Origin of the sequence: Ruegeria sp. Alg231-54 (genome assembly GCF_900143525.1) — a bacterium.
Taxonomy (GTDB): domain Bacteria; phylum Pseudomonadota; class Alphaproteobacteria; order Rhodobacterales; family Rhodobacteraceae; genus Ruegeria.
Window position 1 is genome coordinate 174356 of sequence record NZ_FREZ01000005.1, and the last position, 23852, is coordinate 198207.

Here is a 23852-nt window from a genome sequence, read left to right on the forward strand (position 1 = left end):
AACGATGGTCGCATGTCTCAAGAAACGTTGATTGGAGGTTGAACGGGCTTGCGTTTAAACCGGTCGGTACATCCAGCCAAAGGCCCGAGACCCGTAATGTTCAGATCCATTCGCGCAACAGCGTTAGTTTCCTTGTTTCTCTCCACAGCAGCCCTGGCCGAGGGCGATCCGGTTGTGGTTGAGTTGTTCACATCTCAAGGCTGTTCGTCCTGTCCGCCTGCCGACCGGATCATGCATGATTTAGCCGAACGCGACGATGTGATTGGCCTGGCACTGCATGTGGACTACTGGGACTACATCGGGTGGAAGGACGAATATGCCGATCCGGATCACACACTGCGCCAGCGCACTTATGCGCGGGAAGGGGGGCGGTCGATGATCTATACGCCTCAGATGGTGGTGAATGGCCAGCAGGATGTGGTCGGGGCGCAATCGCGGGAACTGGATCGCCTGATCAATGCGCATCTCAAGGCCGCCCCGCAAGCGTCCGTGACGGCCGCGCGCTCAGGTGATGATGTGACGGTGGATGTGACGCCGGTCGAACTGCCGGCCGGAGAAACCTATGACATCCGGGTCATTCAGTATTCACCGATGCGCCATGCCTCGATCCGACGCGGAGAGCTGGCTGGCCACGATCTGGACTATGCCAATGTTGTCGAGGCCTGGCATATGGCAGGTCAATGGGACGGCGTCGCGCCTCAGGCGTATTCGGTAACCGTCGACACAGATTATCCGGCAGTTGTGCTGGTGCAAAGGGCAGGGCACGGCCCGATCGTGGCAGCCGCGCGGGTCAAATAATCAGGGCATGTCCTCGGGCTGCACGCCCAAACCGTTCCAGGCTTTCCAGCGCCGGTGGATCCAAAACCACTGACCCATATGCTGTCTTACCATGGCCTCAAGATCGTCATTGGTGAACTGGGTCATGGTCTTCGGATCTGTATGCGGAACCGGATCGTGTAGCACGATTTCAAAGTCCACGCCGTTTGGTTGCCGCACCGCATAGCATGGGATCAGGACGGCGTTGTATTTCATTGCCAGTTCTGCATTCAGGACTGAGGTCACGGCGGGCTTGCCAAAGAATGTCAGCTCTTCACCGCCATGGGCGTGCAGATCGGATACGATCGCGATGATCCCATTTTTTTTGAGCGAACGAACCATCTCCACCATTCCGCGACGGCCCTGTTCAAACATCGGCGAGCCGGTCTTATGGAACGCCTCGACATACATGTCGTTGAAATAAGGGTTCGCCATGCGGCGATAGAGGCACCCAATCGGTTGACCGCTGCGTTCCTGCAGGGCGATGCGTGCTGCAAGATAGTGACCAAAATGCGCGGTGATCATCATGATCGGTCGCCCTTCGGCGACGGCAGTGTCAAATGCGGCAACACCCGAACCGCTTACCTTTGCCGTGCGCTGACGTTCGGTGAACCCTTCGGGCGAAAAATGCTCCATAATCGCGCGACCGGCATTGTCCGGAACGGCACTGCAAATTCTGTTGACCTCGGCCTCTGACAGGTCAGGGCGGGTCAATTTCAAGTTGCTGCGCACGCGTTTGGTAAAGCCGATCAACGGTGAAAGCCCACGCGCGATTGCGCCCATGGTGGCCAGGCGAGCTTCATAGGGCAGCAACCGCAAGGTCCCGATGACGCCCTTCATGAACAATCCAGTGATGTAGTATTTTCTAAGCTCTGTGCGGCTTAGTTCCGACTTTTCGACGGGCATGAATAGGTCTCACCGGCTGTTGCGATTTGCCGGGCAAGACATACAAGGCGGAAACCGCAACCACAAGCGTTGCAAAACAAAGCCATGCTTTGTCTTGCCGGATCGGACTAGCCCGTCACTCTTCGCTATCCTCTTCGATCAACGCTATTGCGCCTTCGTCGACCAGTGTTCGAATTGAGCCGATGACAAGTGTCATAGCTTCTTCTGCTTCTGCCAGTTTCACCTTGCCGCGTTCGGTGAATTCCTCGCGCAGGTTATCCGCCATACGCGTCGACATGTTGGATAGCAGGAAATCGACCGCGGCTTTGTCATTCTCGGCCGTGGCGCCAGCCAAGGCGGTGACGAGATCAGCCTGATCCAATCCACGCAGAATCGCAGGCACGTCCCTGGGCAGGATGCGGGCCGGGATATGGGCGAAGGTGAATATCGATTGGCGCACCAAAGCTGCAAAGTCGGTGTCTTCTTCATCTAGGGCCGTCAAAAGCCCGTCGCGCGTCGCTGCGGCCGATTGGTTCAGAATCGCACCGACCCGCGCGCCGGGGCCATCCGAAAAGGCCGTGGCCGGGCGTCGATCAAGTTGCGCCGCCAGCGACCAGCCAATCCGTTCAACGGCCTCGGGCGTGATGTTGGCCGTTTTGGACACGGCATAGGTGATGCGCCGCGCGACCGGGCCGGGCAGGTGACCCAGAAGTTGCGCGGCATTCGCAGTCTCCAGCTTGGACAACATGACCGCCGCAATTTCAGTGCTTTCGGCCAGAGCGATGGTGGCCAAATCTTCTGTCGGGATTTCGCGCAACCGTTGCCACGGATCGCCGATCTGGCGCACCCCGGCTTCTTTCCGCAACCGAGTTGCTGCAGGCGCTATCCGGTCGCTGACCGCGTCCAGAGCATCGGCCAACCCATGTGGAAAAGACAGGCCGATACTGTCCAGCGCTTCGGCAAATTCATGTGCGACGGATGCCAGCGTGATGCGATCCACAATGCCCATCTGACCCAGCTGGTGCGTCAGCTTTTCTTGCAAATCGTCTGGAAGTTCTTCTAGGGGGATATCTGCGCCCTCATTCAACAAAAGGCGCACAACGACAGCGGCTTTTTGTCGGCTGCTCAGCGCCTTGGGGCCGACGCGGGGCGCGTCGTTCTGGGCGTCGGCTGTGGGTGTTGATGTCCCCGGTACCAGTTGAACCAAAGAGTTTGTGTCCTGCATCTGCCTGTGGTGCCAAGATTCTATTCCACAGGCAGATTACGGAGAGTCGGGTAAAGAAAGGTTGAAGTTTAGTAGTTGTAAGTCAGCCCGGTGCGGATCGCCTCGCGCAGGGATGCCTCGGCCCAAGTGCCTTCACCGCCGCGCGCCTTGATCTCGCGCCACTGGGCGATGGCAAGATCGGTTTTGCCCTCGGTGACAAAGCCCTGGCCCATGTAACTGCGCGCCAGTATGTTGTCGGGATTTGCCTCAATGGCGTTCGAATAGAAGGCATTCGCCAGATCAAGCTCACCCATTTTGCGGTAGGTGAAACCCCAGTAGGTCAATACGCGATCATCATCCTGGTCCATGATGCGCAGGATGTCCTGTGCATTTTCGAACTGTCCGTCATAAGCCAGTTCGCGCACGGCGTCATACAGCTCTTCTTCAGTAAAGTTGGTCTTGTCCGGCTTCACGCACCGTCCGGCGTCTTTGTCATAGACCCGACCGAAGAAACACTTCTTGGTCGTGTTGGTCGGCTTTGGCGGGCTGCTGTCACCGCCAGCGGCAAGCGCGACCGGCGCGAATGCAAAGGCCTGAAGGGCGATGGCTGAAGCGAGTACTAGGCGCATTTTCCTACTCCGTTGTCTGAGCTACTTACAGAAAGCATAGTGCGTTTCTCTCAAAAGCTAACAACCGAAGGCTCGTGTTTATTCACGAATAAGGAATTTTTTTCTCAGCTATTCACAATTTTGGCGCAGGTTTGGGCTTCTGCATCCCAATACGTGCCCGGCGCGCAGGACTGGGTTTGCTTGGAATGGCCACTACAAGCCAAGGCAACGGAAGCTGAACAACTAAGGGCCAAAGCGCAAATCAAAGTGCGGATCATCGTGTTTCTCCTGTCCGGACATACGCGGGCATCATAGCCGGTTTTGGCCTGTCTGGCAAAAGAGCAGGGCCCGGATCGCGTCGTGCGAACCGGGCCCTGCGAACCAATTTATCAATCGTGGTTTATTCGCCGAACACGCGGGCGAAGATCGTATCAACGTGTTTGGTGTGATAGCCGAGATCGAATTTCTCTTCGATTTCTTCCGGGCTCAGCGCGGCGGTGACGTCCGCGTCTGCCAGCAGTTCTTCTTTGAAATCGGTGCGGTGTTCCCAGACTTTCAGGGCGTTGCGCTGAACCATGGCATAGGCATCTTCGCGGCTGACACCTGCTTGTGTCAGCGCCAGCAGAACCCGCTGGCTCATCACAAGACCGGGGAACTTGTTCATGTTTTCGATCATGTTCTCGGGAAAGATCAGCATCTTGTCGATCACGCCTGTCAGTCGCGCCAGTGCAAAATCCAGCGTGATCGTGGCATCCGGCCCGATCATGCGTTCGACCGAGGAATGCGAGATATCGCGCTCGTGCCAGAGCGCCACGTTTTCCATAGCCGGGATCACTGCCGCGCGCACCATGCGGGCCAACCCGGTCAGGTTCTCGGTCAGGACCGGGTTTTTCTTGTGCGGCATGGCAGACGAGCCTTTCTGCCCCATCGAGAAGAACTCTGCCCCCTCAAGCACCTCGGTGCGCTGCATGTGGCGGATTTCGATGGCGACGTTCTCGATGCTGCTGGCAATGACGCCCAGCGTGGCGAAGAAGGCGGCGTGACGGTCGCGCGGTATGACCTGAGTGCTAATCGGCTCGGGCACCAGACCCAGCTGGTCACAGACATGCTCTTCCACACGCGGGTCAACATTGGCGAAGGTGCCAACCGCGCCGCTGATAGCGCCAGTGGCGATTTCAGCGCGGGCGTCGCGCATGCGGGACAGGTTGCGGTCCATCTCGGCGTAGAAACGCGCGAAAGTCAGGCCCATGGTGGTGGGTTCCGCATGGATACCATGGCTGCGGCCGATACGGACCGTGTCCTTGTGTTCGATCGCGCGGCGTTTCAGGGCAGCCAGCAGACCTTCGAGATCTGCGATCAGCAGGTCGGCGGCGCGGGTCAGTTGCACGTTGAAACATGTGTCGAGTACGTCCGAGCTGGTCATGCCCTGGTGGACAAAACGCGCCTCTTCACTGCCGACATGTTCGGACAAATGGGTCAGGAAGGCGATGACGTCGTGTTTGGTAACCGCTTCGATTTCGTCGATGCGAGCCACGTCGAATTCCACATCCTTGGCTTTCCAGACGGCCTCGGCATTCTCGCGTGGGATCACACCCAGATCCGCCATGGCGTCGCAGGCATGGGCCTCGATCTCGTACCAGATGCGGAACCTGGATTCGGGCGACCAGATGGCGACCATATCGGGGCGGGAATAGCGTGGAATCATTGGCAGCGGCACCTTATTGTGATTTGGCAGGAGGCGTTGCGGCGGGGTTTAAACCCGCGCAGACAAAGGAACAAGGCGCGAGTGCGAATATGAGACGGTTTGCCCTGATTTTGGCCCTTTGGCCCGGTTTTCTGGTGGCTGAGGAGTTCAGAACGCTGACGTGGGATGAAATTCTGTCTGCATTGACCGGCCAGAAGCTCGATTACGGGAAAGGTATCTGGCAGACCTTCGACGATACGATGCTGACACAGTATTTTTCGGGCGGACCCAGCGCCGGGCGGTGGGCGGTGCGCGAGGATCGTTATTGCTCGGTCTGGCCGCCTTCGGATTTTTGGGCCTGCTATGAGGTCCAGCAAAGCGGCAAAGCGATCCGGTTCGTGGATGATAACGGTGCCACGACCGACGGGACACTCGCCGAATGAGCCTGCCGCGCAATCTGTCGGATTTCAAAGGCCAGTGGAGCCTGACCCGGACCATTCTGGACGCGCAGGCGGGGCAGGTGGTGCAAGCCGATGGTCACACGGTCCTGAGCCCGACCGAGGACGGCTTGATATACGACGAAGAAGTCACGCTGCGTGTGCCGGGGCAAGCCGAGATGAAAGGCACGCGCAGGTACCTGTGGCACGCGGCGGGTGAGGCGATTGCCATACATTTTGACGACGGCCGCTATTTTCACCGGCTGGCCTTGGGTCAGGCACATGCGTCTGACCACCACGATTGCCCGCCCGACAGCTACGATGCTGTCTACGATTTTTCGGCCTGGCCAGTCTGGTCAGTGCGCTGGATCGTCTCGGGACCCAGAAAATCTTATGAAATGAGCACCGATTATCGGTTAAGATAGCGTAATCATGTTGCAGTCAGAGCTCTAAGCGGGCATTTCTGCGGTTGAAAATAGGTGGAGACATAAGAATGAATGCGAATGTACTGGCCAATGCGATTGGCCCGCGCGAAGGCACCGCGCTGCGCGTCAAACAGGTTGTGCTGGTCGCTCTGGGTATTCTGGCTCTGGCAATCGCCGCCAAGATCAAGGTTCCGATGTGGCCTGTCCCGATCACGATGGGCACCTTTGCCGTGCTGACTATCGGCACCGCCTATGGCACGCGTCTGGGTTTGGCCACCATGCTGGGCTACCTGTTGATCGGCGCGCTGGGCTTTGACGTGTTCGCGGGCTCTTCGGCCGAAAAATTCGGTCTGACCTACATGATGGGCGGAACCGGCGGTTATCTGGTCGGCTACCTGCTGGCAACCGTTCTCCTGGGCGCTCTTGCCGCACGCGGCTGGGATCGTTCGGTTGGAAAAATGGCGCTGGCGCTGGTTCTGGCCAATGTCGTGATCTACGTTCCCGGTCTTGTGTGGCTGGGTCAGCTTTATGGCTGGGACCAGCCGATCCTGCAGTGGGGCCTGACACCATTCCTGGTGGGTGACGTGATCAAGCTGGCGCTGGCTGCGATGCTGATCCCTGCGCTGTGGAAAATGGTGGGCGACGCTCGTTCGTAATTTCCAACCAATCCAAATCTGACGAAGCCGCGCCCGGAGATATCCCGGCGCGGTTTTTTTGTACCCGCAGATCGGGATGCTGGACAAAAGGGGCCACTACGGGCCAATCTGCACTCAATGAAATCATCAGGTTATTGAGATATGCGTATTCAATTAGCTTCAGCACTCGCGGTTTGTGCTTCGCTTTTGCTGAGCGGTGGGACGGCATCCGCCGACACTCCGGTTACCTATCTGGATAACGGGCGTGCGCTGTTCGGCTTTTCTGTACCCGACTTCTGGGCGCTGCGCACCGGTGGCCCGCGCGAAATTGAAGATACCGAGCTGGGCGATGCACGTGCCGTGGCCCGGGTCATGGGGATGCGGCCAGTCACGGACGACAATGTTTGGATGGGCTTTGTGTCGCCTGCTGGAGTGGCCTCGATCGAGGGCGGTCTTCGGTATCTTGAGGATATCGACAGGTTTCTAGTCAAGGATCCAACAGTGTCCGAGACCACCACGACGCGCATTGGCGGGTTGCCCGCGCGTGTCATTCGCGGGACCGGCAGTCGCGAAGGGCGCGGTGTGAACTTCACAGTTTCCGTGATTGACTTGCCGAAGGGGCGCGTGGCCATTGCAGTTGCGATCCTGCGCGACGGCGCCGATCCGGCTTATGTGGACGATCTGAACGCCGTGTTCGCGTCGTTCCGGTCCCTGCAGTGAGGAGGCGCACATGACACGCAAATTGATCAAACGCGCAGCCCTTGCTCTTGGATTGGGTGCAGCAAGTCTGACGCTTTCGGCCTGTGACGGCGTAACTGTTGGCGTAGGATACGGGTATGACCCCTTCTACGACTCGATGCTGTGGAATGACTACTATCACGACGTAGACGTGGATATTGACATCGACCGGCCGGATCGCCCCCGGCCGCCCGATGGCCGCCCACCTGCTCGTCCCGTTCCGCCAATCGCCAAGCCGCCGAACAGACCGCCGGTGTCGCGACCGCCGAACAGGCCACGGCCACCGGTTGCGCGACCCCCGGCGGCACGGCCACCTATTCACCGCCCCGCAGGGCGGCGCTGAGCTAGCGGGTCAGTCCAGTAATTCCGTCGTGATCTGGGCTGACCCTTCCAAGGTTCTGTGGACCGGGCATTTGTCCGCGATTTCCAGCAATCGCGCGCGTTGCTCGGCCGTCAGCGGACCTTCAAGGCGGATCTTGCGGCGGAACTGATCGACTTTTCCTTCGTTGGCCAGCCCCGCGTCCTGCGCATGCACCTTGTTGTGGCACACATCGACTGAAACGGTTTTCAGCGGCCACCGCTTGCGCCGCGCGTACATGCGGATAGTCATCGATGTGCAAGCCCCCAGTCCAGATGACACGAACCCGTAGGGCGACATGCCACGGTCGGTGCCACCGTATGAGGCGGGCTCGTCCGCGACGGCATGGTGCCGGGGACCGGATTGAATGTCTTGAAGGAACCCTTCCGGATCAGCTTCGGTCACGCGAACAACACCTTCGGGTGCGCCAGGTGGTGGGGCCGGCGGGCAGAGCTTGACGTAGCGCGTAACCCAAGCGGTGATCACGTCTGCGGCGTATTCCGCGTCGGATGCGCGGGTAATCAGGTGATCGGCATCGTCGAGGGTCACAAAGCTCTTGGGATGTTTGGCGGCCAGGAAGATTGTGCTGGCATTGTCGATGCTTACGGTCTCGTCCCGAGGCGCATGCAAGATCAGCAAAGCGGCCTTCAGGTCTGCGATGGCCGGTATCAGGGCCGCTTCGGAAATATCATCCACAAAGGCCTTGCCAATGCGGAAGGGACGTCCGCCCAACATCACGTCCGCTGATCCAGCCTGCGTGATCTCAGGCAGCGCATCTTCGAAGTGATGCGCTACATGGCCGGGATCTGCGGGTGCACCCAAAGTGACCACGGCCTTGACGCTGGGAATGCCAGCACGGGCGCGCAACACAGCGGCACCACCCAGCGAATGGCCGATGAGCAATGCCGGAGCCATGTTGCGGCCAGCCAGATAATGCGAGGCCGCGATCAGGTCTTCGACATTGGAGGTAAAGGTTGTGTTGGCAAACTCCCCGCCGGAATGACCCAGCCCGGTGAAATCAAATCGCAGAACGGCGATGCCCATCGCCGCTAGTCGGGCCGCAATCCTGCGCGCGGCAGGGATGTCTTTGGAACAGGTGAAACAATGCGCAAATAGCGCCGTGGCCAAGACCGGCCCGTCCGGCAAATCCAGGCGCGCGGCCAATTGGTTGCCGTCGTGACCGGCAAAGGTAATGCGTTCGGTGGGCATGACAGTTCCTTGTTCGTCGGGATGACCAATAGTGTGTGCTTCCTACTGGCCGCTCAACCCCATTGTAAGAAGCGTCACGGGAAGGTGAGTGAAGCGAACAGATTGAGCGCAATCCTTTGTCCGCCCTGTGAACCTAAAGAATCAAATTTTGTGAAGTATATTCTAAAAAATATTCGTTTTACTAATTTACGTCACCTCCCCATCTTACGACCATCGCAAACGTGCAGCCCAGGAGGTTCAAATGGCACATACTGCAATGGATCCAAGGGGCGTGGTTCTACGCCCGGATATACTGGCCGTGATTGCTCTGGCTGGGGTGATCGGATTTGCGCTTGGTCAAACCCTGCCGCCGGTGGCATCTACTGAGGCGCAGGTTGCTGATCCCGTGTCCGAAGGCTGGCACGGAAATGTCAGGCGGTCACATTGGTCGAACTGAAACGTTAGCTCCGGCCCATGAGCTGTGAATCAAAGGGATAGGTGGTCAGGTTCTCATATCCGTCTTCGGTGATCAGAACCTGATCCTCCAGCTTGATCGAGAAATCTCCGCCAACCTCTCCAACGGCAGCCTCGACACACAGGACCATGCCGGGTTCGAGCGCGTAGTCGTAAGAGCCCGCCACTGCCTTGTCCGGATAAGCAACCAGAGGCCACTCATCGCACAAGCCGACACCATGCATCAGGCATCCATATTTCTGAGCCTGGAATTTGTCGTCCAGCTTGTGTGCGTTGGCCGTCAGTTCGGGGATCATCACGCCGGGTTTCAGCATCTCCATGTTGGTCATAATGTGCTCATGAGCGTGCTGCATAGCGTAGACCATGTCAGGCCGGGGCTTTTCGTCGCCGATCCACCATGTGCGAGAGATATCAATACAGATGCCATATGAACCGATCAGGTCGGTGTCAAAAGCGATGATCTCGTTCTGTTGCGTGATCCGGGGGCCGCATTCCTGAAACCACGGGTTTGTTCGCTGGCCCGAGGCCAGCAGGCGGGTTTCGATCCACTCGCCGCCGCGCCGGATGTTTTCGGCGTGCAGAACCGCCCAAATGTCGTCTTCCGAGGTTTTGCCGTCACCCACATTGGCGCGCGCGAATTTCTCCATTTCCGCCACAGCGGTTTCGCAGGCGTGATTGGCACAGCGCATGGCACGGATTTCGTCCGGGCCTTTGATGGCGCGGGTCTTTTCCGTAGCCTCCTCGCCTTCCATGATCTCGAAGCCCTGCGCCTCAAGTGCGCGCAGGCCGTGCAGCATGACCTTGTCCACGCCGAGGCGTTTGTTGCCGCCACCATGTTCGTCGATCAGAACGCGCACCTCGTTTGAGAACACGTCCGCGGCCACGTCGACTTTGTCACCGCGGTCAAAGTAGAACAGATCAGCTCCGGACCGCTGTTCGCGCACCAGCGGGTTGAACGTGGAAAGGAACGGAGAGTTCTTATAGTCCCAAATCACCATGTAGCCGTCGGCGCACAGCAGAACCGCGCGGAACGGGTTATGCGTGTTCCACAACTGCATGTTGGTGCTGTCAGTGGCGTAACGAATGTTCAGCGGATCGAACATCAACAGACCACCATAGCCGCGATCGACAATGGCTTGCGTCAACCGTTTCCACCGGTGTTCGCGCATCCGGGCCAGATCGGGCAGGGCAAGGCCGGCCTTTTCCCATTCTGAAAACGCAAGTTGCGTCGGGCCAATCTGAATCCGGTCGTTTTCATTCGGGGTACCATCACCAAGGGTCGCACCTTTGGTCGGGTCGATCTTGCGGCTGTCGCGGTAGTGTCGGTTCATGGTGGGTCTCCCTGCCTGTACTTTGAGCGTGAAGAATCAATCTCCCGACGTCTTGAAGGTTTGCGACGGTGCGTTCGTCGCTTTTTGACCGACAAGCGGAAATTCTGATGATACGTCAAATTCATGACGACCTTTCTTCAGACTTCAATTCCGTATGACCCGCTGAACAAGCGCCCTTTGCCAGGCATTCAGCCAGCAAGTATGGACAACTGGCTGCAGCGCGATGATGCGTTCGCCGCCCAGATGCAAAGACGCGAGGACCTGTTGGTCAGTCATCGTTCGGATGTTCTGGCGATGGATGCAGGCGCCAAACCCGCTGCGCAGGAGTTGTTGGATCTTGTCCTGAAACAAGTCTATCCCGAGTGCACAGATCACGTCGCTCGGCCGGACGGGATAGGTGTTACGATCGATCGGGATCAGCCATTGGACACACTGTGCCGATTGGTGCAGGAAGATTTCTGCATCTTGCAAAAGCAAGGGGATGAACATGTTCTGACCGGAGCGATCCTTTGTTTTCCTGCCAGTTGGCGTTTATCCGAGAAATTCATGCGGCCCCTAATCGACATCCATCTGCCGGTTGACAGCTACAACGCCGACATCGCCCGGCGGGTTCAGCGGTTGTTTGACGGGATACAACCGGGACGCCCTCTGTGGCGGTTCAATGCGCTGTGGTATGAGGACGCTGAGCTGCATCAACCCCGCAGTGCAAACGACCGGCGGGCCCCGCAGAAGCCAGGACACGCGCGGTTCCTGCGAAGTGAGCGGCAGACGCTGTTGCGACTGCCTGAGACACAGGCCGTGGTTTTCTCGATCCATACATATGTTCTGGCGGCAGAGCAGGTGCCAAAAATGGAAAACCCCGCCTGACGGCGGGGCCTCCAAGGAGGGTCATTTCATACCAGGCTACATGCCCAGCGCGCTGGCAGCGCCCGCAAGTGCCCCGCTTGTGCTGAGAGCGGAGATCGCGACCGAATATACCAGCACCTGAGTGTTCAGGCGGAAGTCTTCGCCCCTTATCAGGTTCACAGCGGCCAAAGAGGCCGCAATCGGGACGGACACGCTTGCCACGGCACCCGTCAATCCCCAACTGGTCAGTCGGAGGATATCGCTGGGTTGCTCGTGGACGAGGGGGGGCGTGTCGTCCCGATCGGTAGGCTGCTCGATAGGTTCTGTCCGAAAAGCGATGCTGAGCAACTGCTCATCCGACAGCTGGATTGGCCGGGCTACTGGGGTCAGCGCCTTTTTTTCTGGCTCATCCAGGTCTTCTGCGTCAGTAACATTCAGTCCGGCAAACGGGCCTGTCACTGCCTCGAAAATCTGTTTTCTGTCACGCGGCCTGCTTGGGGCCAGCGTGTCAAATGCGCTCATGAATTGTTCGATGGTCAGAACGGTGTTGGGCGACAGCCATTCGACCCGCTGGGTCGCGCAGACGTCAACCATTCTGTAAAGGATCACGACCAGCATCAGCTCAGAAACTTCGCTGTCATCCAATAGGGGGGAAACCGGGGTCACAGTGATCGTCAGCCGGTTATTCGGCAGGGTGACGATGGGTCTCTGGATTGTCTTCAGACCTGCGGCGCGGTTGAGGCGCTCGAACCGGTCTTCGGTTTCGGCAACCTTAGTATCCAGCGTCAGGCGCACCAGATACTGACTGGACACAATGCTGGCTTCGGTGCTGTTCTGCAGAGACTTGCGCTCGACCAGGTGACCATAGTCCGCAAGGGTCTTGGCAACGATGTCGCTGAACCGCTCGATCGCGTCCTCGGTCTTACCGTCGAATTGCAGACCACCGTGATAGCTGTGCTTCGGAGTCACTGCGCTGTCCTTTGTCGCATCCTGTGTTCGGAAACAATCTAGCAAGCGATCTGGGGCAGATTTGGGCAAAAATGGAAAAAAATGAGAAATCGGGCAGATTGATTACGCTATGGAAACCTAGGCATTTTAAGGGCCTTTTGGCGTCTGTGGCGACAATGTGGCCGAAATCGGGTGTAACTGCCGGAATCCCAAGCCAGCTTCAACCGTCGATTCGGGCAGCCATTATTGCAATGGATTGTTGGTAAACCGAGGCGGCATTCCACTGTTGAATGACTGCAAAGTTTGGCTGACCCTGTTGATAGCCCCGACCGGGTTTCCAGCCCTTCTTACGCAGAAAATTGGCAGTTGAGGCCAATGCATCGGTCATATTGTAAAAGTCGACCTGACCGTCGCCGGTGGCATCAACCCCGTATTGCATGGCATTGCCCGGTAGGAACTGGGTGTGCCCAAGTTCGCCATGTTTTGCCCCTTTTGTCGCTGTCGTAATGCTGCCTTGATCGACCAGCTTCAGCGCCCCGATCGCGTGAGGAATGAAAAATTCGGACCTGCGGCAGTCATAGGCCAGTGTTGTGATTGCGGAAACAACCTGACTGTCCCCCATGAAGTTTCCGAACCCGGTTTCCATGCCGTGAATGGCGATCAGCACCCCGGCCGGTACGCCGTATTGACGTTCGAGTGCCGCATAGAATTGTGGGTTGCGCGCTTTGCGTTTGCGCCCTTGCGCCACGATGGTGTCTGCCCCTCGGACGCGCATGAACTTGTCTAACGAGTATTTAAAGCTCTTTTGATTGCGGTCCGCGGCTATGGTTCGCGTGGCGTATTGGGATTGGGCCAGTGCCTGCAATCCTTTCTTTTTGACGCCCGCACGTTTCGCCTGTTTGGCAAAGTCCTTCTTCCATGTCTCAAAGCCGCTGCTGGTGTTGCCGCAAGGTGCCGCGGAAGCAAGGGCGGGAAGGGATAGGGCGAACAAGAGAGCGAAGCGAAGCATCAGGGAAACCCGGAAAATTGCATTGTCAGGAAAAGAGTACGCTGCATTTCTCTGTCCGAAAAGACGTTAGTACAGGTCCAACTCTCCGGTACCTTTCAAACTTTCAAACCACTCATCTGGTGTTTTGTCGATTTTGGCGTGTTTGACCATCATCGCGTTCATATTGGGTAGGTCCGAGGAATCCGGCCATTCCTCCGGTCGCCACAGGTTCGCGCGGATCACACATTTGGGGCAGTGTGCGAACACTGTTTCGACGTGAATGACCAAGGCCAGTTTCGGCGAGCGGTTGTTTATTGCCATGCTATCCAGCAAGTCGCGGTCTTTGCATAAACGGGCAGTGCCACGAAGGCGCAGAGTTTCCATCTTACCCGGCACGAAGAAAATCAGGCTGACACGTGGGTCCAGCAAAATATTGTGGAACGTATCCACGCGCTTGTTGCCGGGTCGATCAGGGATTGCGATCAGTGTGTCGGATAACACATTTACGAACCCTTCTGGATCACCTCGGGGCGAGATGTCCAGATGACCACCTGGATTGGCTGATGCGATCAGGCAGAATGTGGATTTAGCAATAAAGTCGCGGCACATCTGGTCCAGCCCGAACAGCTCTTTGGCGATGATCTGGGGCAGGGGCGCTCCGGTTATGCGCTCCAGTTCATCGCTCGAAGTCATGAAGTCTGTGAATTGAGAAAAGGGGGCGTCTGATGACATGCGATCTCTCCTAACCGGGTGGGTCGAGTGTGAGAGATCGTACCAAACGAAACAAGGGCGCCCGAGTGGACGCCCTTGAATTTTAAACCGCAAATCGGATCAGCAGCTGTAGTACATGCCGTATTCAACCGGGTGCGGGGTGTGCTCGTAGGTTTCGACTTCTTCCATCTTCAGTGCGATGTAGCCGTCGATCTGGTCCTTGGTGAACACGTCGCCCTGCAGCAGGAAGTCGTGATCCGATGCCAGAGCTTCCAGAGCTTCGCGCAAGCTGCCGCAGACGGTCGGGATATCGGCCAGTTCTTCGGCAGGCAGATCGTACAGGTTCTTGTCCATGGCTTCGCCCGGATCGATCTTGTTCTTGATGCCGTCCAGACCAGCCATCAGCAGAGCGGCAAATGCCAGGTAGGGGTTCGCCGCTGGATCGGGAAAGCGAGCCTCGACGCGCTTGGCTTTCGGGCTTTCGGTCCAAGGAATACGGACGCAACCCGAACGGTTACGGGCCGAATAGGCGCGCAGAACTGGGGCCTCAAAGCCAGGGATCAGACGCTTGTAGCTGTTGGTCGCCGGGTTGGTGAAGGCGTTCAGCGTTTTGGCGTGCTTCAGGATGCCGCCGATGAAGTACAGTGCCTCATCCGACAGATCGGCGTATTTGTCGCCTGCGAACAGTGGCTTGCCGTCTTTCCAGATCGACATGTTCACGTGCATGCCGGTGCCGTTGTCACCTGCGATCGGTTTCGGCATGAACGTGGCCGATTTACCGTAGGCGTGCGCAACATTGTGGATGATGTACTTGTACTTCTGCAGCTCGTCGGCCTGTTTGGTCAGGCTGTCAAAGATCAGACCCAACTCGTGCTGACACGACGCCACTTCGTGGTGGTGCTTGTCGACCTTCATGCCCAGACGCTTCATGGTAGACAGCATTTCTGAACGCAGGTCCTGCGCTTCGTCGATCGGGTTCACCGGGAAGTAGCCGCCCTTGACGCCCGGACGATGGCCCATGTTGCCCATCTCGTATTCGGTGTCAGTGTTCCACGACGCGTCGGTCGCATCAACTTCGTAAGATACCTTGTTGATGCTGTTGGAGAAACGGACGTCGTCGAACAAGAAGAATTCCGCTTCAGGGCCCATATAGGCCACATCACCGATACCCGATGCTTTCAGATAGGCTTCGGCTTTCTGAGCGGTGCCGCGCGGGTCACGCTCATAGGCTTCGCCGGTGTCGGGCTCAACAACCGAGCAGTGCACGCAGATCGTCTTTTCCGCGTAGAACGGATCGACATATGCGCTGTTGGTGTCGACCATCAGTTTCATGTCGGATGCTTCGATCGACTTCCAGCCCGCGATGGACGAACCGTCGAACATGAAGCCTTCTTCCAGGAAGTCTTCGTCAACCTGATCGGCCATCAGCGTGACGTGCTGAAGCTTGCCGCGGGGATCAGTGAAGCGAACGTCGACGTACTCGGCGTCCTCGTCTTTGATCAGCTGAAGAACTGCGTCCTTGCTCATAACTTAATATTCCTCTGCTTTGAGTTTGTTCTGTTACAGCGCTTCCGGGCCGGTTTCCCCGGTCCGGATGCGAATGGCTTGTTCAACGGTCGAGACAAAAATCTTGCCGTCGCCGATCTTGTCGGTTTTCGCTGCCGAGACGATGGCGTCGATGGCTGCGTCGACCTGATCGTCGTCCAGCACGACTTCAACCTTCACCTTGGGCAGGAAATCGACGACATATTCCGCGCCGCGATACAATTCGGTGTGGCCCTTCTGACGGCCAAAGCCCTTAACCTCGATCACGCTGAGACCCTGGACGCCGACATCCTGCAGCGCCTCTTTAACCTCATCGAGTTTGAACGGCTTGATGATCGCTTCGATCTTCTTCATTCCGGGCTCCTGTTAACTCTTGTCAGTTTGGCACTGACCACGTCTAAATTCGGGCGGCAATGTGATAGCGATATCGGCCCGAGCAGGGCGCTGAGAAAATGGGCGTCGGGTCAATTTTTGGTCAACTTGCACAAAAAGTAAGCGAAACTGAATCGTCAGAGGATTTGAGATGACGGAATTGCTAACAGCGGCGCAGATACGGGCGATTGAAACGTCGGCGATTGAGTCCGGTCAGGTGACCGGTCTGGAACTGATGGAACACGCCGGTCGCGGGGTCGTCGAGGCGATTTTCGAGAATTGGCCGGAGTTGGCAAAAACCTCAGGCCGTGCGGTGGTTTTGTGTGGTCCCGGCAATAATGGCGGTGACGGCTTTGTCGTTGCGCGGCTGTTGAAAGAGTGGGGTTGGGCAGTTCAGGTGTATCTGTTCGGTGACCCGGGCACACTGCCACCAGATGCGAAGGCGAATTATGTACGGTGGAGCAAGATAGGAGAGATCGAAGGCAGTAATCCGGTGGCTGGCGAATTGCTGCAGAACGAATTTGACCTTGTTATTGACGCCGTGTTCGGAACGGGGTTGTCGCGACCGCTTTCTGGAGACGCCAAGGCGTTTTGCCTTGAGATGTTCAAAGCTGGCATTGATGTGGCTATCGATGTTCCCTCTGGATATTGTTCCGATAGCGGGAAGTTTCTGGACGAGGAAACACAGTTCTACGATGGACCCGAGGGCGTCGGTCTCATTGTAACGTTCGAACGCAAGCGGCTTGGCCATAAAATTGGCCTTTTGGCGGATCAGGCGGAAACGTTGAAAGTCAAGGAAATTGGAATTGCCGATTTTGTTCCGTCTTTTCGACGGAACTCTTCCATTCAATACGAGACCGGGAATTCCCGCTGGCAAGCGTCAGAAAAGTACCCTTCCAATCTCCGAACGAACAAAGCAATGCACAAGTACTCTCATGGTCACGCCCTGATTATTTCTGGTGACTCCGGAAAGACTGGCGCGGCGCGATTGGCAGCGCGCGGTGCTTTGCGGATTGGGGCCGGGTTGGTAACGTTGGGTGTCCCTCCGGCCGCGCAGATGGAAGTTGCGGCGCAGGTCACGGCCATTATGTTGCAGCGGGTTGAGGGTGGCGACGGGTTGTCCGATGTTCTCAACGATGAGCGGTTGAATGCGCTTTGTCTTGGACCTGGTCTGGGATTGGAGCGTGCGCGGGATCTGGTGCCGGTTGCTCTGGCGGCAAATCGGGCGGCGGTTTTGGATGCCGACGCTTTGACCGCGTTTGGGGACGACCCTGCCGTTCTGTTTGACCAATTGCACGATAAATGCGTTCTCACACCGCATGGTGGAGAGTTCGCACGCCTGTTCCCTGACATATCTGAAAAGTTCAAGGCTGTTCCCACCGAAGGCCCGGCCTATTCCAAGGTTGACGCAACGCGTGAGGCGGCCAAGCGGGCAGGGTGCGTCGTTCTGTTCAAGGGGTCGGACACGGTGATTGCCGCGCCGGATGGGCGCTGCGCGATCAATTCGGCCCATTATGAGCGTTCGGCACCGTGGTTGGCGACGGCTGGCTCTGGCGATGTGCTTGCCGGGTTTATCACCGGGTTGCTGGCGCGTGGGTTCGCTCCGATGCAGGCTGCGGAAACGGCGGCCTGGCTGCATGTGGAATGTGCGCGCCATTTCGGTCCCGGGTTGATTGCCGAGGATCTGCCCGAGCAACTACCCGCGGTCTTTCGGCATCTGGCCAAATGACGCATGGGCGGAAATTGGCCGCTTTTTTCAGCGTTCGGCAAGAAATGGCCGCACGTATACGCATCAGTGCATGTCATTCCTTTTGAAAGACATCGGACAGAGTGGCAGACTTGTACCCAGATTTTCCTGCCTACGAAGTCTTGGTAGCCAAATCTTTGATATGATTAAAATTTACTTTCTGCCGATTTGAGCCGTAAGGCAGAAATCCTAAACGCGACTAACTCGGTTCCTTGCGGAGTGGGCTGCCACATCGGTTTTTCTTTTGATGGTTCCCACAAACGAAACGTTCAAGGTGAATGAAATGACAGTGAATTTGAAACTCCCATCGGTTGCCGCTGTTCTGGCGATGACCACGGCGATCCCTGCCGCCGCTGAATTGAAGTACGAAAATAACAGCGGCGGTTATGTGGTGCTGTACGGTCAGCTCGATCCGGTGATCGTATCGGTCGATGACGGCCAGGAGACCGAGACCCGGTTGCTGGACAATGACCTGTCCAACAGCCGCGTAGGTTTGCGCGTCATGCAACCCTATGGCAGCAATGAGTTCATGTTCCGGTTCGAAACCGGTCTGGGTCTGCCAAGTACCGGGACAGCCAACCAGGATGGTACCAACACAAACGGTTGGAGCCGTGAAGATATCCGCCACGTCGATTTCTCGCTCAAAGGTGGATACGGCAAGTTCTCTGCCGGTCAGGGCAGTATGGCCTCGGACGGGGCTGCCGAGACTGATTTGTCCTACGTCGGGACGGCTTTGTATTCTTTTACGAACGATGAAAACGGCGCGTTTTTCTACCGGGGAGCAGATGGTATCCTGAGTGGCATCACCGTCGGCGACTCGGCCAGCAACTTTGATGGCGCGCGTCGGGGCAGGGTCCGGTATGACACGCCCGATTTCAACGGCTTCTCAGCGGCGATTGCTTATGGTCAGAACATCCTGTCCAGCAGCGATGACGACGATTATTACGATCTCGCAGTCAAGTACCGGAACACCTTCGCCAACGGTGTCGAGTTCGCAGCGAGCATTGCCTACGCAGTAAGGGATTTCGACGGCCAACCCGGCGAACGCAAGGATACCATTGGGTCCGCGTCGGTCCTGTTGCCCAGCGGATTCAGCTTTACTGCAGCCCTCGGCACGCGGGACGATACCTCTACCGGCGCCAGCGACCCGGACTATTGGTACACTAAACTTGCTTATGAAGGGGATTGGGTGTCCTGGGGTAAAACCGGCGTTGGTATCGACTATTTCGACGGTTCCGATTTCGAAAATCAGGGGTCCAGCACCAAGTCTTGGGGTATTGCCGTTGTTCAGCGGATCGACGCGATCAACACAGACGCCTACCTTAAATTCCGCAATCATGATTTCGACGACACGGTCGACTTTGACAAGAACGAAGCCTGGGTACTGGGTGCGCTCTGGAAGTTCTGATGACGTTTCCCCGTAAACTAACGGCGCCCCGGTCTGACTGGGGCGTTTTTTTTGTTCAAATCGGCGGCAAAACAAGGCTGATCTGGCCATTGCCTCTTGCACGTAAGCGGCTGGGCAAATAGAAGGCGTCAAATTTGCCCGGCGCGCCGTTTTGCGCGCCCCGAATCCTATGGGGACTACCATAATGCAGGTTACCGAGACGCTGAACGAAGGTCTGAAACGCGGCTACAATATCATCGTATCCGCAGCCGAGCTCGACGACAAAGTTAACGAGAAACTGGTCGAAGCGCAGCCGGAAGTCGAAATGAAAGGTTTCCGCAAAGGCAAAGTGCCGATGGCACTGCTGAAGAAGCAGTTCGGTCAGCGCCTGTTGGGCGAAGCGATGCAAGAAAGCATCGATGGTGCGATGAACCAGCATTTTGAAGACAGCGGCGAGCGCCCTGCACTTCAGCCCGAGGTCAAAATGACCAACGAAGACTGGAAAGAAGGCGACGACGTCGAGGTCGCAATGTCCTATGAGGCACTGCCTGCGATCCCCGAAGTTGACCTTAAATCGGTCGAGCTGGAAAAGCTGGTTGTCAAAGCGGATGACGCAGCCGTCGAAGAAGCGCTGAACAGCCTGGCAGAAACCGCGCAGGACTTCAAAGCGCGCCGCAAGGGTTCTAAAGCCAAGGACGGCGATCAGGTTGTGATCGACTTTGTTGGCAAGGTTGACGGCGAAGAGTTCGAAGGCGGTTCGGCTGAAGACTATCCGCTGGTTCTGGGTTCCAACAGCTTCATCCCTGGCTTTGAAGAGCAGTTGGTTGGCGTGAAGGCCGAAGAAGTCAAAGACGTCAACGTTTCCTTCCCCGAGGAATACGGCGCAGAGCATCTGGCCGGCAAAGACGCCGTATTCACTTGCACCATCAAAGAGGTGAAGGAACCCGTTGCTGCAGAAGTAAACGATGAGCTGGCAACCAAGTTCGGCGCAGAAGATCTGGCCGCGCTGAAAGGTCAAATCGCCGAGCGTCTGGAAGCGGAATATTCCGGTGCATCGCGCGCGGTTATGAAGCGTGGCCTGCTGGACGCGCTGGACGAGAAGGTATCGTTCGACCTGCCGCCGTCGCTGGTTGAAGCCGAAGCCAAGCAGATCGCACATCAGCTGTGGCACGAGGAAAACCCGGAAGTGGAAGGTCACGACCACGCCGAGATTGAGCCCACAGACGAGCACAACAAGCTGGCCGAACGGCGCGTGCGTCTGGGCCTTCTGTTGGCTGAACTGGGCCAGAAGGCCGAGGTTGAGGTCACTGATTCCGAGATGACCCAGGCGATCATGAACCAGGCACGTCAGTACCCTGGTCAGGAACGTCAGTTCTTTGAGTTCGTTCAGCAGAACGCTCAGATGCAGCAACAGCTGCGCGCGCCGATCTTCGAAGACAAAGTCATCGACTATGTCTTTGAACTGGCTCAGGTCGCGGACAAAGAAGTCAGCAAAGACGATCTGCAGAAAGCCGTTGAGGCACTGGACGAGGAGTAATCCTCATTCGCCCATCCCCATGGGCGTAAAAAATACGGAGCCGTCTGAAAAAAGACGGCTCCGCTTGGGTGGCTTTAACCTATGAGGTGAGGGGGTTAGGCCTCATGAGCAAAAGCACGGGGGGTTCTTAACAGAGCGGTCTTCTGCTCTGGCGTAAAGCGGTCTGAAAGCGCCTCGGCCAGCTTCAGGACAGACTCGACTTCGGTTTTCGATGCTGCCGAACTCATCTGTTCAACAAAGTACTTTTCCAACTGAGTCAGCGGCTGGTGGTCGTAGTTTGCGGCACTTTGCTTGGCCTTTGCGCCTTCAAACAGCTCCAGGGCCTGTTCTTCGGTCAGGAAGACATCGTGTTCAATGTCGGCGTAATCCCGAATTCCAGCGATCCGTTCATCCGAACAGTCCATAAGGGCGGCCATGGCCACAACCTTGCCCATTGGCTTGGCAGTTCCAAGATAGTCGTAAGGCGCGTTGCCGGATCGTTGCAGGACGCGGTTCATTACAGGGTCAATCACGGCAATCGAGTCCAATACGCCGGCCATCTTGGCATATTCGAACGAGCCGATCATGATCTCGCTGGTGACATAGGATACCGAGTTTTTCCCACGTCCTCGCCCAAGCTTTTTGGTGTCGACGCAAAACCGGGTTGCTTCCCAGACCTGCGCGCTGCGGATCGGCGGTTCGCCGTCCAGGATTGAATGAAAAACGTCGGACAGCATGTGTGGCCCGGTCGTTTGCAGTAGTCTCATGCACCCAACAACGTCCCCCTCGTCGTCGATGCTAACTACATGTGCTGGATGAAGGTCATCGAAATGGTCGCGTTCGCGCCCATCAACGATATTTACATCCCAACCAAGGCGGTCGCCAAAAACGCGCGCGCGCAGTTTGTACATCTCGTCCAAGACATGCTTAAACTTATACTGGTTGATACCATCAATTACGATGATCATTTCCATCCCCCTACAGTCTGGTTACCGTAAGGATGACGTTAACTAAGATTTGAGCTAAGACTATTGGGGGTTTCCCGTATTTTTTGATCTTTTTTGATTATCCTGGGGCAATTAGGCCCAATCCAATAGCTCTTCCAATGGCTTGCGGTGTTGTCAAAGCGCCCATTTTTTCACGCCCGGATCGCATGTGAACTTCAACGGTTCGGTGTGAAATCGACAGGATATCACCGATGTCCTGCTGCGATTTTCCATCCGCAACCCACTGCAGGATCTCTTTCTCTCGCGTCGAAAGAGCTGGTAAATACAGCGCTTTGGCCAGCAGGCCAGACTGCATCACGGTATCATGCGCTGTAACTGCGGCCATCTGCAGGTCCCCCATCACATGTTTCTTCAGCTTTGCCCACTCGGAATCCGAGCAATTGCGGGTCACATTCAGCAGGCCACATTCCCCGTATGGGCCACGTACCGGAACGGTTAAGCCACGGGAAGTAATACCAAAATCATGTGCATCCCGAAAAACCGAATGGAACTTTTCGTCGTGATTAAATCTGCCCCAGTCTACCGGAGCGATGCTGAGAGCAGATTGATACAAGGTCGGGTCGAAATGGTGGAAGCCTTGGCTGCCATAGTGAATCTTCCATTCGTCCGGGTAGTTGGCATATCCCTGAACGTCACCCTTTACAGGGTTAAAAGTGGCATAAGACGCGTAATCGAAGCCCAATTCATCGCAGACAGCATTAATTATGTCGGCTGCCGACTTTTCCTCGTGGTCGATCGCGGCCAAGTCTATAAGTTTCACCTGTCCAACCTTTGCGGCGGCAAATCTTTCCCCAAAGACATGCCAAATCTGTCCATTTCACCGAATACGTTGCGTCAACTGTGGTGCCTGACGCAAGCTAATTATACATATCGCTTAAGCATAATGCGTGGTTATGGCAACAGAATACCTTAGCGATTGCATAAGTCATTATTGCAACCTTTACGCTAATGACACGCTATATCCTTACCCAACGTCACTCTGACCTTAGGCCCGTTTCAACCAGCATCCCGGCGGCCTTCGCCTCGGGGTAGTAACCTTTGGCATAAAGGAAGATAGCCCGCTTCTGGTCGCCATCTGACAAGAGCCACGCCCCACGCAGGTATTTTCCGGCGAACTCCAGATTGGTGTCTGCATCCAACAAACCCTTAGCGTTGCCTTTGTACCCCATGGATCGCGCTGTCGCGGGCAGGATCTGCAGTAACCCGTAATAGGGGCTGTTGACGGCCCATGGCCGGTGCGTGCTTTCCCTTATAGCGAGCTTGTGCAACAGCTCGCGTGGCAATTCATAATGGTCAGCCCACTTGTTGATTGATGCGCGCAATTCAGGGGTCTCGTTGGGGAATAGCGGTGGATCAAAAGGGGCATTGCGAGAGCTCTGCTTGCCATCCAGGCCGCCGCAGGCAGCCAAGGCAGGTGCGCCGAGTAATGCAACAAGTAGGGCGCGGCGCGTGTAGTGGGGCATGTGTAGTCTCCGGATGGGGGTTGGGCGCATGATAGTCCCGCCGAACGCAACCGCAAGCAGACAGCCAGCCCGCGCGCTGATTTATGCCGGGTCTCGTTGCGTCATAACTTGGTACCAGAGTGTTCCGTAATTATCAGGTCGGAAAGGCGCGTCGTTAAATTTCGACCTGGAACCACATAATGATATCGGCAAACCAGATCTTGTTCTCTGTCGCGCGAAACTGAACGGTGTTGTTGATCCCCGGGTTCAGGACGGTTCCGGGAAAGGCCTCCCATAATCCCCGAATGTCGCCGCCCGATATGGACGGGCTATAAACGAAGGTGTCGTTAATTTCGATCTGAAAAGCCCCTCCGGACGGCGTTGCCCAGGCTTTGAAGGCAAGGATAGGCTTCGCGCGGTTGGTTCCGATGATCAGGTTGGAAGGGATCGGGTCGCTGAAGGTCTGGCTTTCACCGGCGTTTAAAGAAAAAGAGCCATCATTCACGACGATGTAGTTGCACAAGGATGCCATAGTGGTTTCTCCTGTCGGATCGCGATCC

26 protein-coding genes are annotated in these 23852 nt (G+C 56.7%); 11 read left to right on the forward strand and 15 right to left on the reverse strand.

All coding sequences use genetic code 11. The annotated features are described in order from the left end of the window. The first annotated feature begins 96 nt into the window (after window positions 1-96). On the forward strand, window positions 97-798 hold the full coding sequence (locus DHN12_RS11470) for a thioredoxin family protein (RefSeq protein WP_108860318.1): 702 nt from the start codon (window positions 97-99) through the stop codon (window positions 796-798). On the opposite strand, the gene DHN12_RS11475 is transcribed toward DHN12_RS11470, so the two are convergent. From DHN12_RS11475 to purB, 4 genes are all read right to left on the reverse strand, one after another. After that, complete coding sequence (locus DHN12_RS11475) at window positions 799-1722, reverse strand: lysophospholipid acyltransferase family protein (RefSeq protein ID WP_108860319.1); 924 nt, start codon at window positions 1720-1722, stop codon at window positions 799-801. Between the two features lie 115 nt (window positions 1723-1837). Then, complete coding sequence (locus DHN12_RS11480; protein WP_108860320.1) at window positions 1838-2926, reverse strand: flagellar motor switch protein FliG; 1089 nt, start codon at window positions 2924-2926, stop codon at window positions 1838-1840. Window positions 2927-2994: 68 nt separating this feature from the next. Continuing rightward, entirely contained in the window at window positions 2995-3534 is a 540-nt protein-coding gene (locus DHN12_RS11485) for a hypothetical protein (protein WP_108860321.1), read from the reverse strand. A gap of 379 nt (window positions 3535-3913) precedes the next feature. Continuing rightward, window positions 3914-5218, reverse strand: coding sequence for an adenylosuccinate lyase (gene purB / locus DHN12_RS11490; protein ID WP_108860322.1), 1305 nt, complete (start codon window positions 5216-5218; stop codon window positions 3914-3916). A gap of 89 nt (window positions 5219-5307) precedes the next feature. On the opposite strand from purB, the gene DHN12_RS11495 reads away from it, so the two are divergent. From DHN12_RS11495 to DHN12_RS11515, 5 genes are all read left to right on the forward strand, one after another. Then, the gene (locus DHN12_RS11495) at window positions 5308-5640 is read left to right on the forward strand and encodes a hypothetical protein (RefSeq protein WP_108860323.1); all 333 of its coding nucleotides are present in this window, start codon (window positions 5308-5310) and stop codon (window positions 5638-5640) included. Beyond that, window positions 5637-6059, forward strand: a complete 423-nt coding sequence (locus tag DHN12_RS11500; RefSeq protein ID WP_108860324.1) for a DUF6314 family protein — start codon at window positions 5637-5639, stop codon at window positions 6057-6059. The genes DHN12_RS11495 and DHN12_RS11500 overlap by 4 nt, the downstream gene beginning before the upstream one ends. 68 nt (window positions 6060-6127) lie before the next feature. Beyond that, on the forward strand, window positions 6128-6715 hold the full coding sequence (locus tag DHN12_RS11505; protein WP_108860325.1) for a biotin transporter BioY: 588 nt from the start codon (window positions 6128-6130) through the stop codon (window positions 6713-6715). Between the two features lie 141 nt (window positions 6716-6856). After that, window positions 6857-7414, forward strand: coding sequence for a hypothetical protein (locus tag DHN12_RS11510; RefSeq protein WP_108860326.1), 558 nt, complete (start codon window positions 6857-6859; stop codon window positions 7412-7414). Window positions 7415-7424: 10 nt separating this feature from the next. Beyond that, a complete protein-coding gene (locus DHN12_RS11515) occupies window positions 7425-7775 on the forward strand; it encodes a hypothetical protein (RefSeq protein ID WP_108860327.1) in 351 nt (116 codons plus the stop codon). Between the two features lie 9 nt (window positions 7776-7784). Here DHN12_RS11515 and DHN12_RS11520 read toward each other — a convergent pair whose 3' ends face one another. Then, window positions 7785-8999 carry a bifunctional alpha/beta hydrolase/OsmC family protein gene (locus tag DHN12_RS11520; protein WP_108860328.1) on the reverse strand — a complete coding sequence of 405 codons (1215 nt, stop codon included), beginning with the start codon at window positions 8997-8999 and terminating at the stop codon, window positions 7785-7787. Window positions 9000-9240: 241 nt separating this feature from the next. Between DHN12_RS11520 and DHN12_RS11525 the strand changes: the two genes are divergently transcribed. Then, window positions 9241-9435 carry a hypothetical protein gene (locus DHN12_RS11525; protein ID WP_108860329.1) on the forward strand — a complete coding sequence of 65 codons (195 nt, stop codon included), beginning with the start codon at window positions 9241-9243 and terminating at the stop codon, window positions 9433-9435. A gap of 4 nt (window positions 9436-9439) precedes the next feature. Here DHN12_RS11525 and dddP read toward each other — a convergent pair whose 3' ends face one another. After that, a complete protein-coding gene (dddP, locus tag DHN12_RS11530) occupies window positions 9440-10783 on the reverse strand; it encodes a dimethylsulfonioproprionate lyase DddP (RefSeq protein WP_108860330.1) in 1344 nt (447 codons plus the stop codon). Between the two features lie 123 nt (window positions 10784-10906). Between dddP and DHN12_RS11535 the strand changes: the two genes are divergently transcribed. Then, window positions 10907-11650 carry a DUF3445 domain-containing protein gene (locus DHN12_RS11535; RefSeq protein ID WP_108860331.1) on the forward strand — a complete coding sequence of 248 codons (744 nt, stop codon included), beginning with the start codon at window positions 10907-10909 and terminating at the stop codon, window positions 11648-11650. 36 nt (window positions 11651-11686) lie between these two features. On the opposite strand, the gene DHN12_RS11540 is transcribed toward DHN12_RS11535, so the two are convergent. From DHN12_RS11540 to DHN12_RS11560, 5 genes are all read right to left on the reverse strand, one after another. Next, entirely contained in the window at window positions 11687-12598 is a 912-nt protein-coding gene (locus DHN12_RS11540; RefSeq protein ID WP_234416626.1) for a hypothetical protein, read from the reverse strand. Window positions 12599-12797: 199 nt separating this feature from the next. Then, window positions 12798-13586 (reverse strand): lytic transglycosylase domain-containing protein, encoded by a 789-nt coding sequence (locus DHN12_RS11545; protein ID WP_108860333.1) that lies wholly within the window; start codon window positions 13584-13586, stop codon window positions 12798-12800. A gap of 66 nt (window positions 13587-13652) precedes the next feature. Further along, window positions 13653-14297 (reverse strand): MSMEG_1061 family FMN-dependent PPOX-type flavoprotein, encoded by a 645-nt coding sequence (locus DHN12_RS11550; protein ID WP_108860334.1) that lies wholly within the window; start codon window positions 14295-14297, stop codon window positions 13653-13655. Window positions 14298-14396: 99 nt separating this feature from the next. Further along, on the reverse strand, window positions 14397-15803 hold the full coding sequence (gene glnA, locus DHN12_RS11555) for a type I glutamate--ammonia ligase (protein WP_058277498.1): 1407 nt from the start codon (window positions 15801-15803) through the stop codon (window positions 14397-14399). A gap of 33 nt (window positions 15804-15836) precedes the next feature. Continuing rightward, window positions 15837-16175: a P-II family nitrogen regulator gene (locus DHN12_RS11560; RefSeq protein WP_108860335.1), complete on the reverse strand. Its 339-nt coding sequence runs from the start codon at window positions 16173-16175 to the stop codon at window positions 15837-15839. Between the two features lie 169 nt (window positions 16176-16344). Between DHN12_RS11560 and DHN12_RS11565 the strand changes: the two genes are divergently transcribed. The 3 genes from DHN12_RS11565 (at window position 16345) to tig (ending at window position 20864) form a co-directional block, all read left to right on the forward strand. Then, window positions 16345-17922 (forward strand): NAD(P)H-hydrate dehydratase, encoded by a 1578-nt coding sequence (locus DHN12_RS11565; protein ID WP_108860336.1) that lies wholly within the window; start codon window positions 16345-16347, stop codon window positions 17920-17922. A gap of 301 nt (window positions 17923-18223) precedes the next feature. After that, a complete protein-coding gene (locus DHN12_RS11570; protein WP_108860435.1) occupies window positions 18224-19348 on the forward strand; it encodes a porin in 1125 nt (374 codons plus the stop codon). A 184-nt stretch (window positions 19349-19532) separates the two neighbouring features. Beyond that, window positions 19533-20864, forward strand: a complete 1332-nt coding sequence (gene tig / locus DHN12_RS11575) for a trigger factor (protein WP_108860337.1) — start codon at window positions 19533-19535, stop codon at window positions 20862-20864. A 95-nt stretch (window positions 20865-20959) separates the two neighbouring features. Here tig and DHN12_RS11580 read toward each other — a convergent pair whose 3' ends face one another. The 4 genes from DHN12_RS11580 to DHN12_RS11595 form a co-directional block, all read right to left on the reverse strand. Next, window positions 20960-21811: an acyl-homoserine-lactone synthase gene (locus DHN12_RS11580; RefSeq protein ID WP_108860436.1), complete on the reverse strand. Its 852-nt coding sequence runs from the start codon at window positions 21809-21811 to the stop codon at window positions 20960-20962. Window positions 21812-21908: 97 nt separating this feature from the next. Next, window positions 21909-22610, reverse strand: coding sequence for a LuxR family transcriptional regulator (locus DHN12_RS11585; protein WP_058274014.1), 702 nt, complete (start codon window positions 22608-22610; stop codon window positions 21909-21911). Between the two features lie 214 nt (window positions 22611-22824). Beyond that, on the reverse strand, window positions 22825-23313 hold the full coding sequence (locus DHN12_RS11590) for a lytic transglycosylase domain-containing protein (protein WP_108860339.1): 489 nt from the start codon (window positions 23311-23313) through the stop codon (window positions 22825-22827). Between the two features lie 154 nt (window positions 23314-23467). Continuing rightward, entirely contained in the window at window positions 23468-23824 is a 357-nt protein-coding gene (locus tag DHN12_RS11595) for a hypothetical protein (RefSeq protein ID WP_108860340.1), read from the reverse strand. Window positions 23825-23852: the final 28 nt, after the last annotated feature.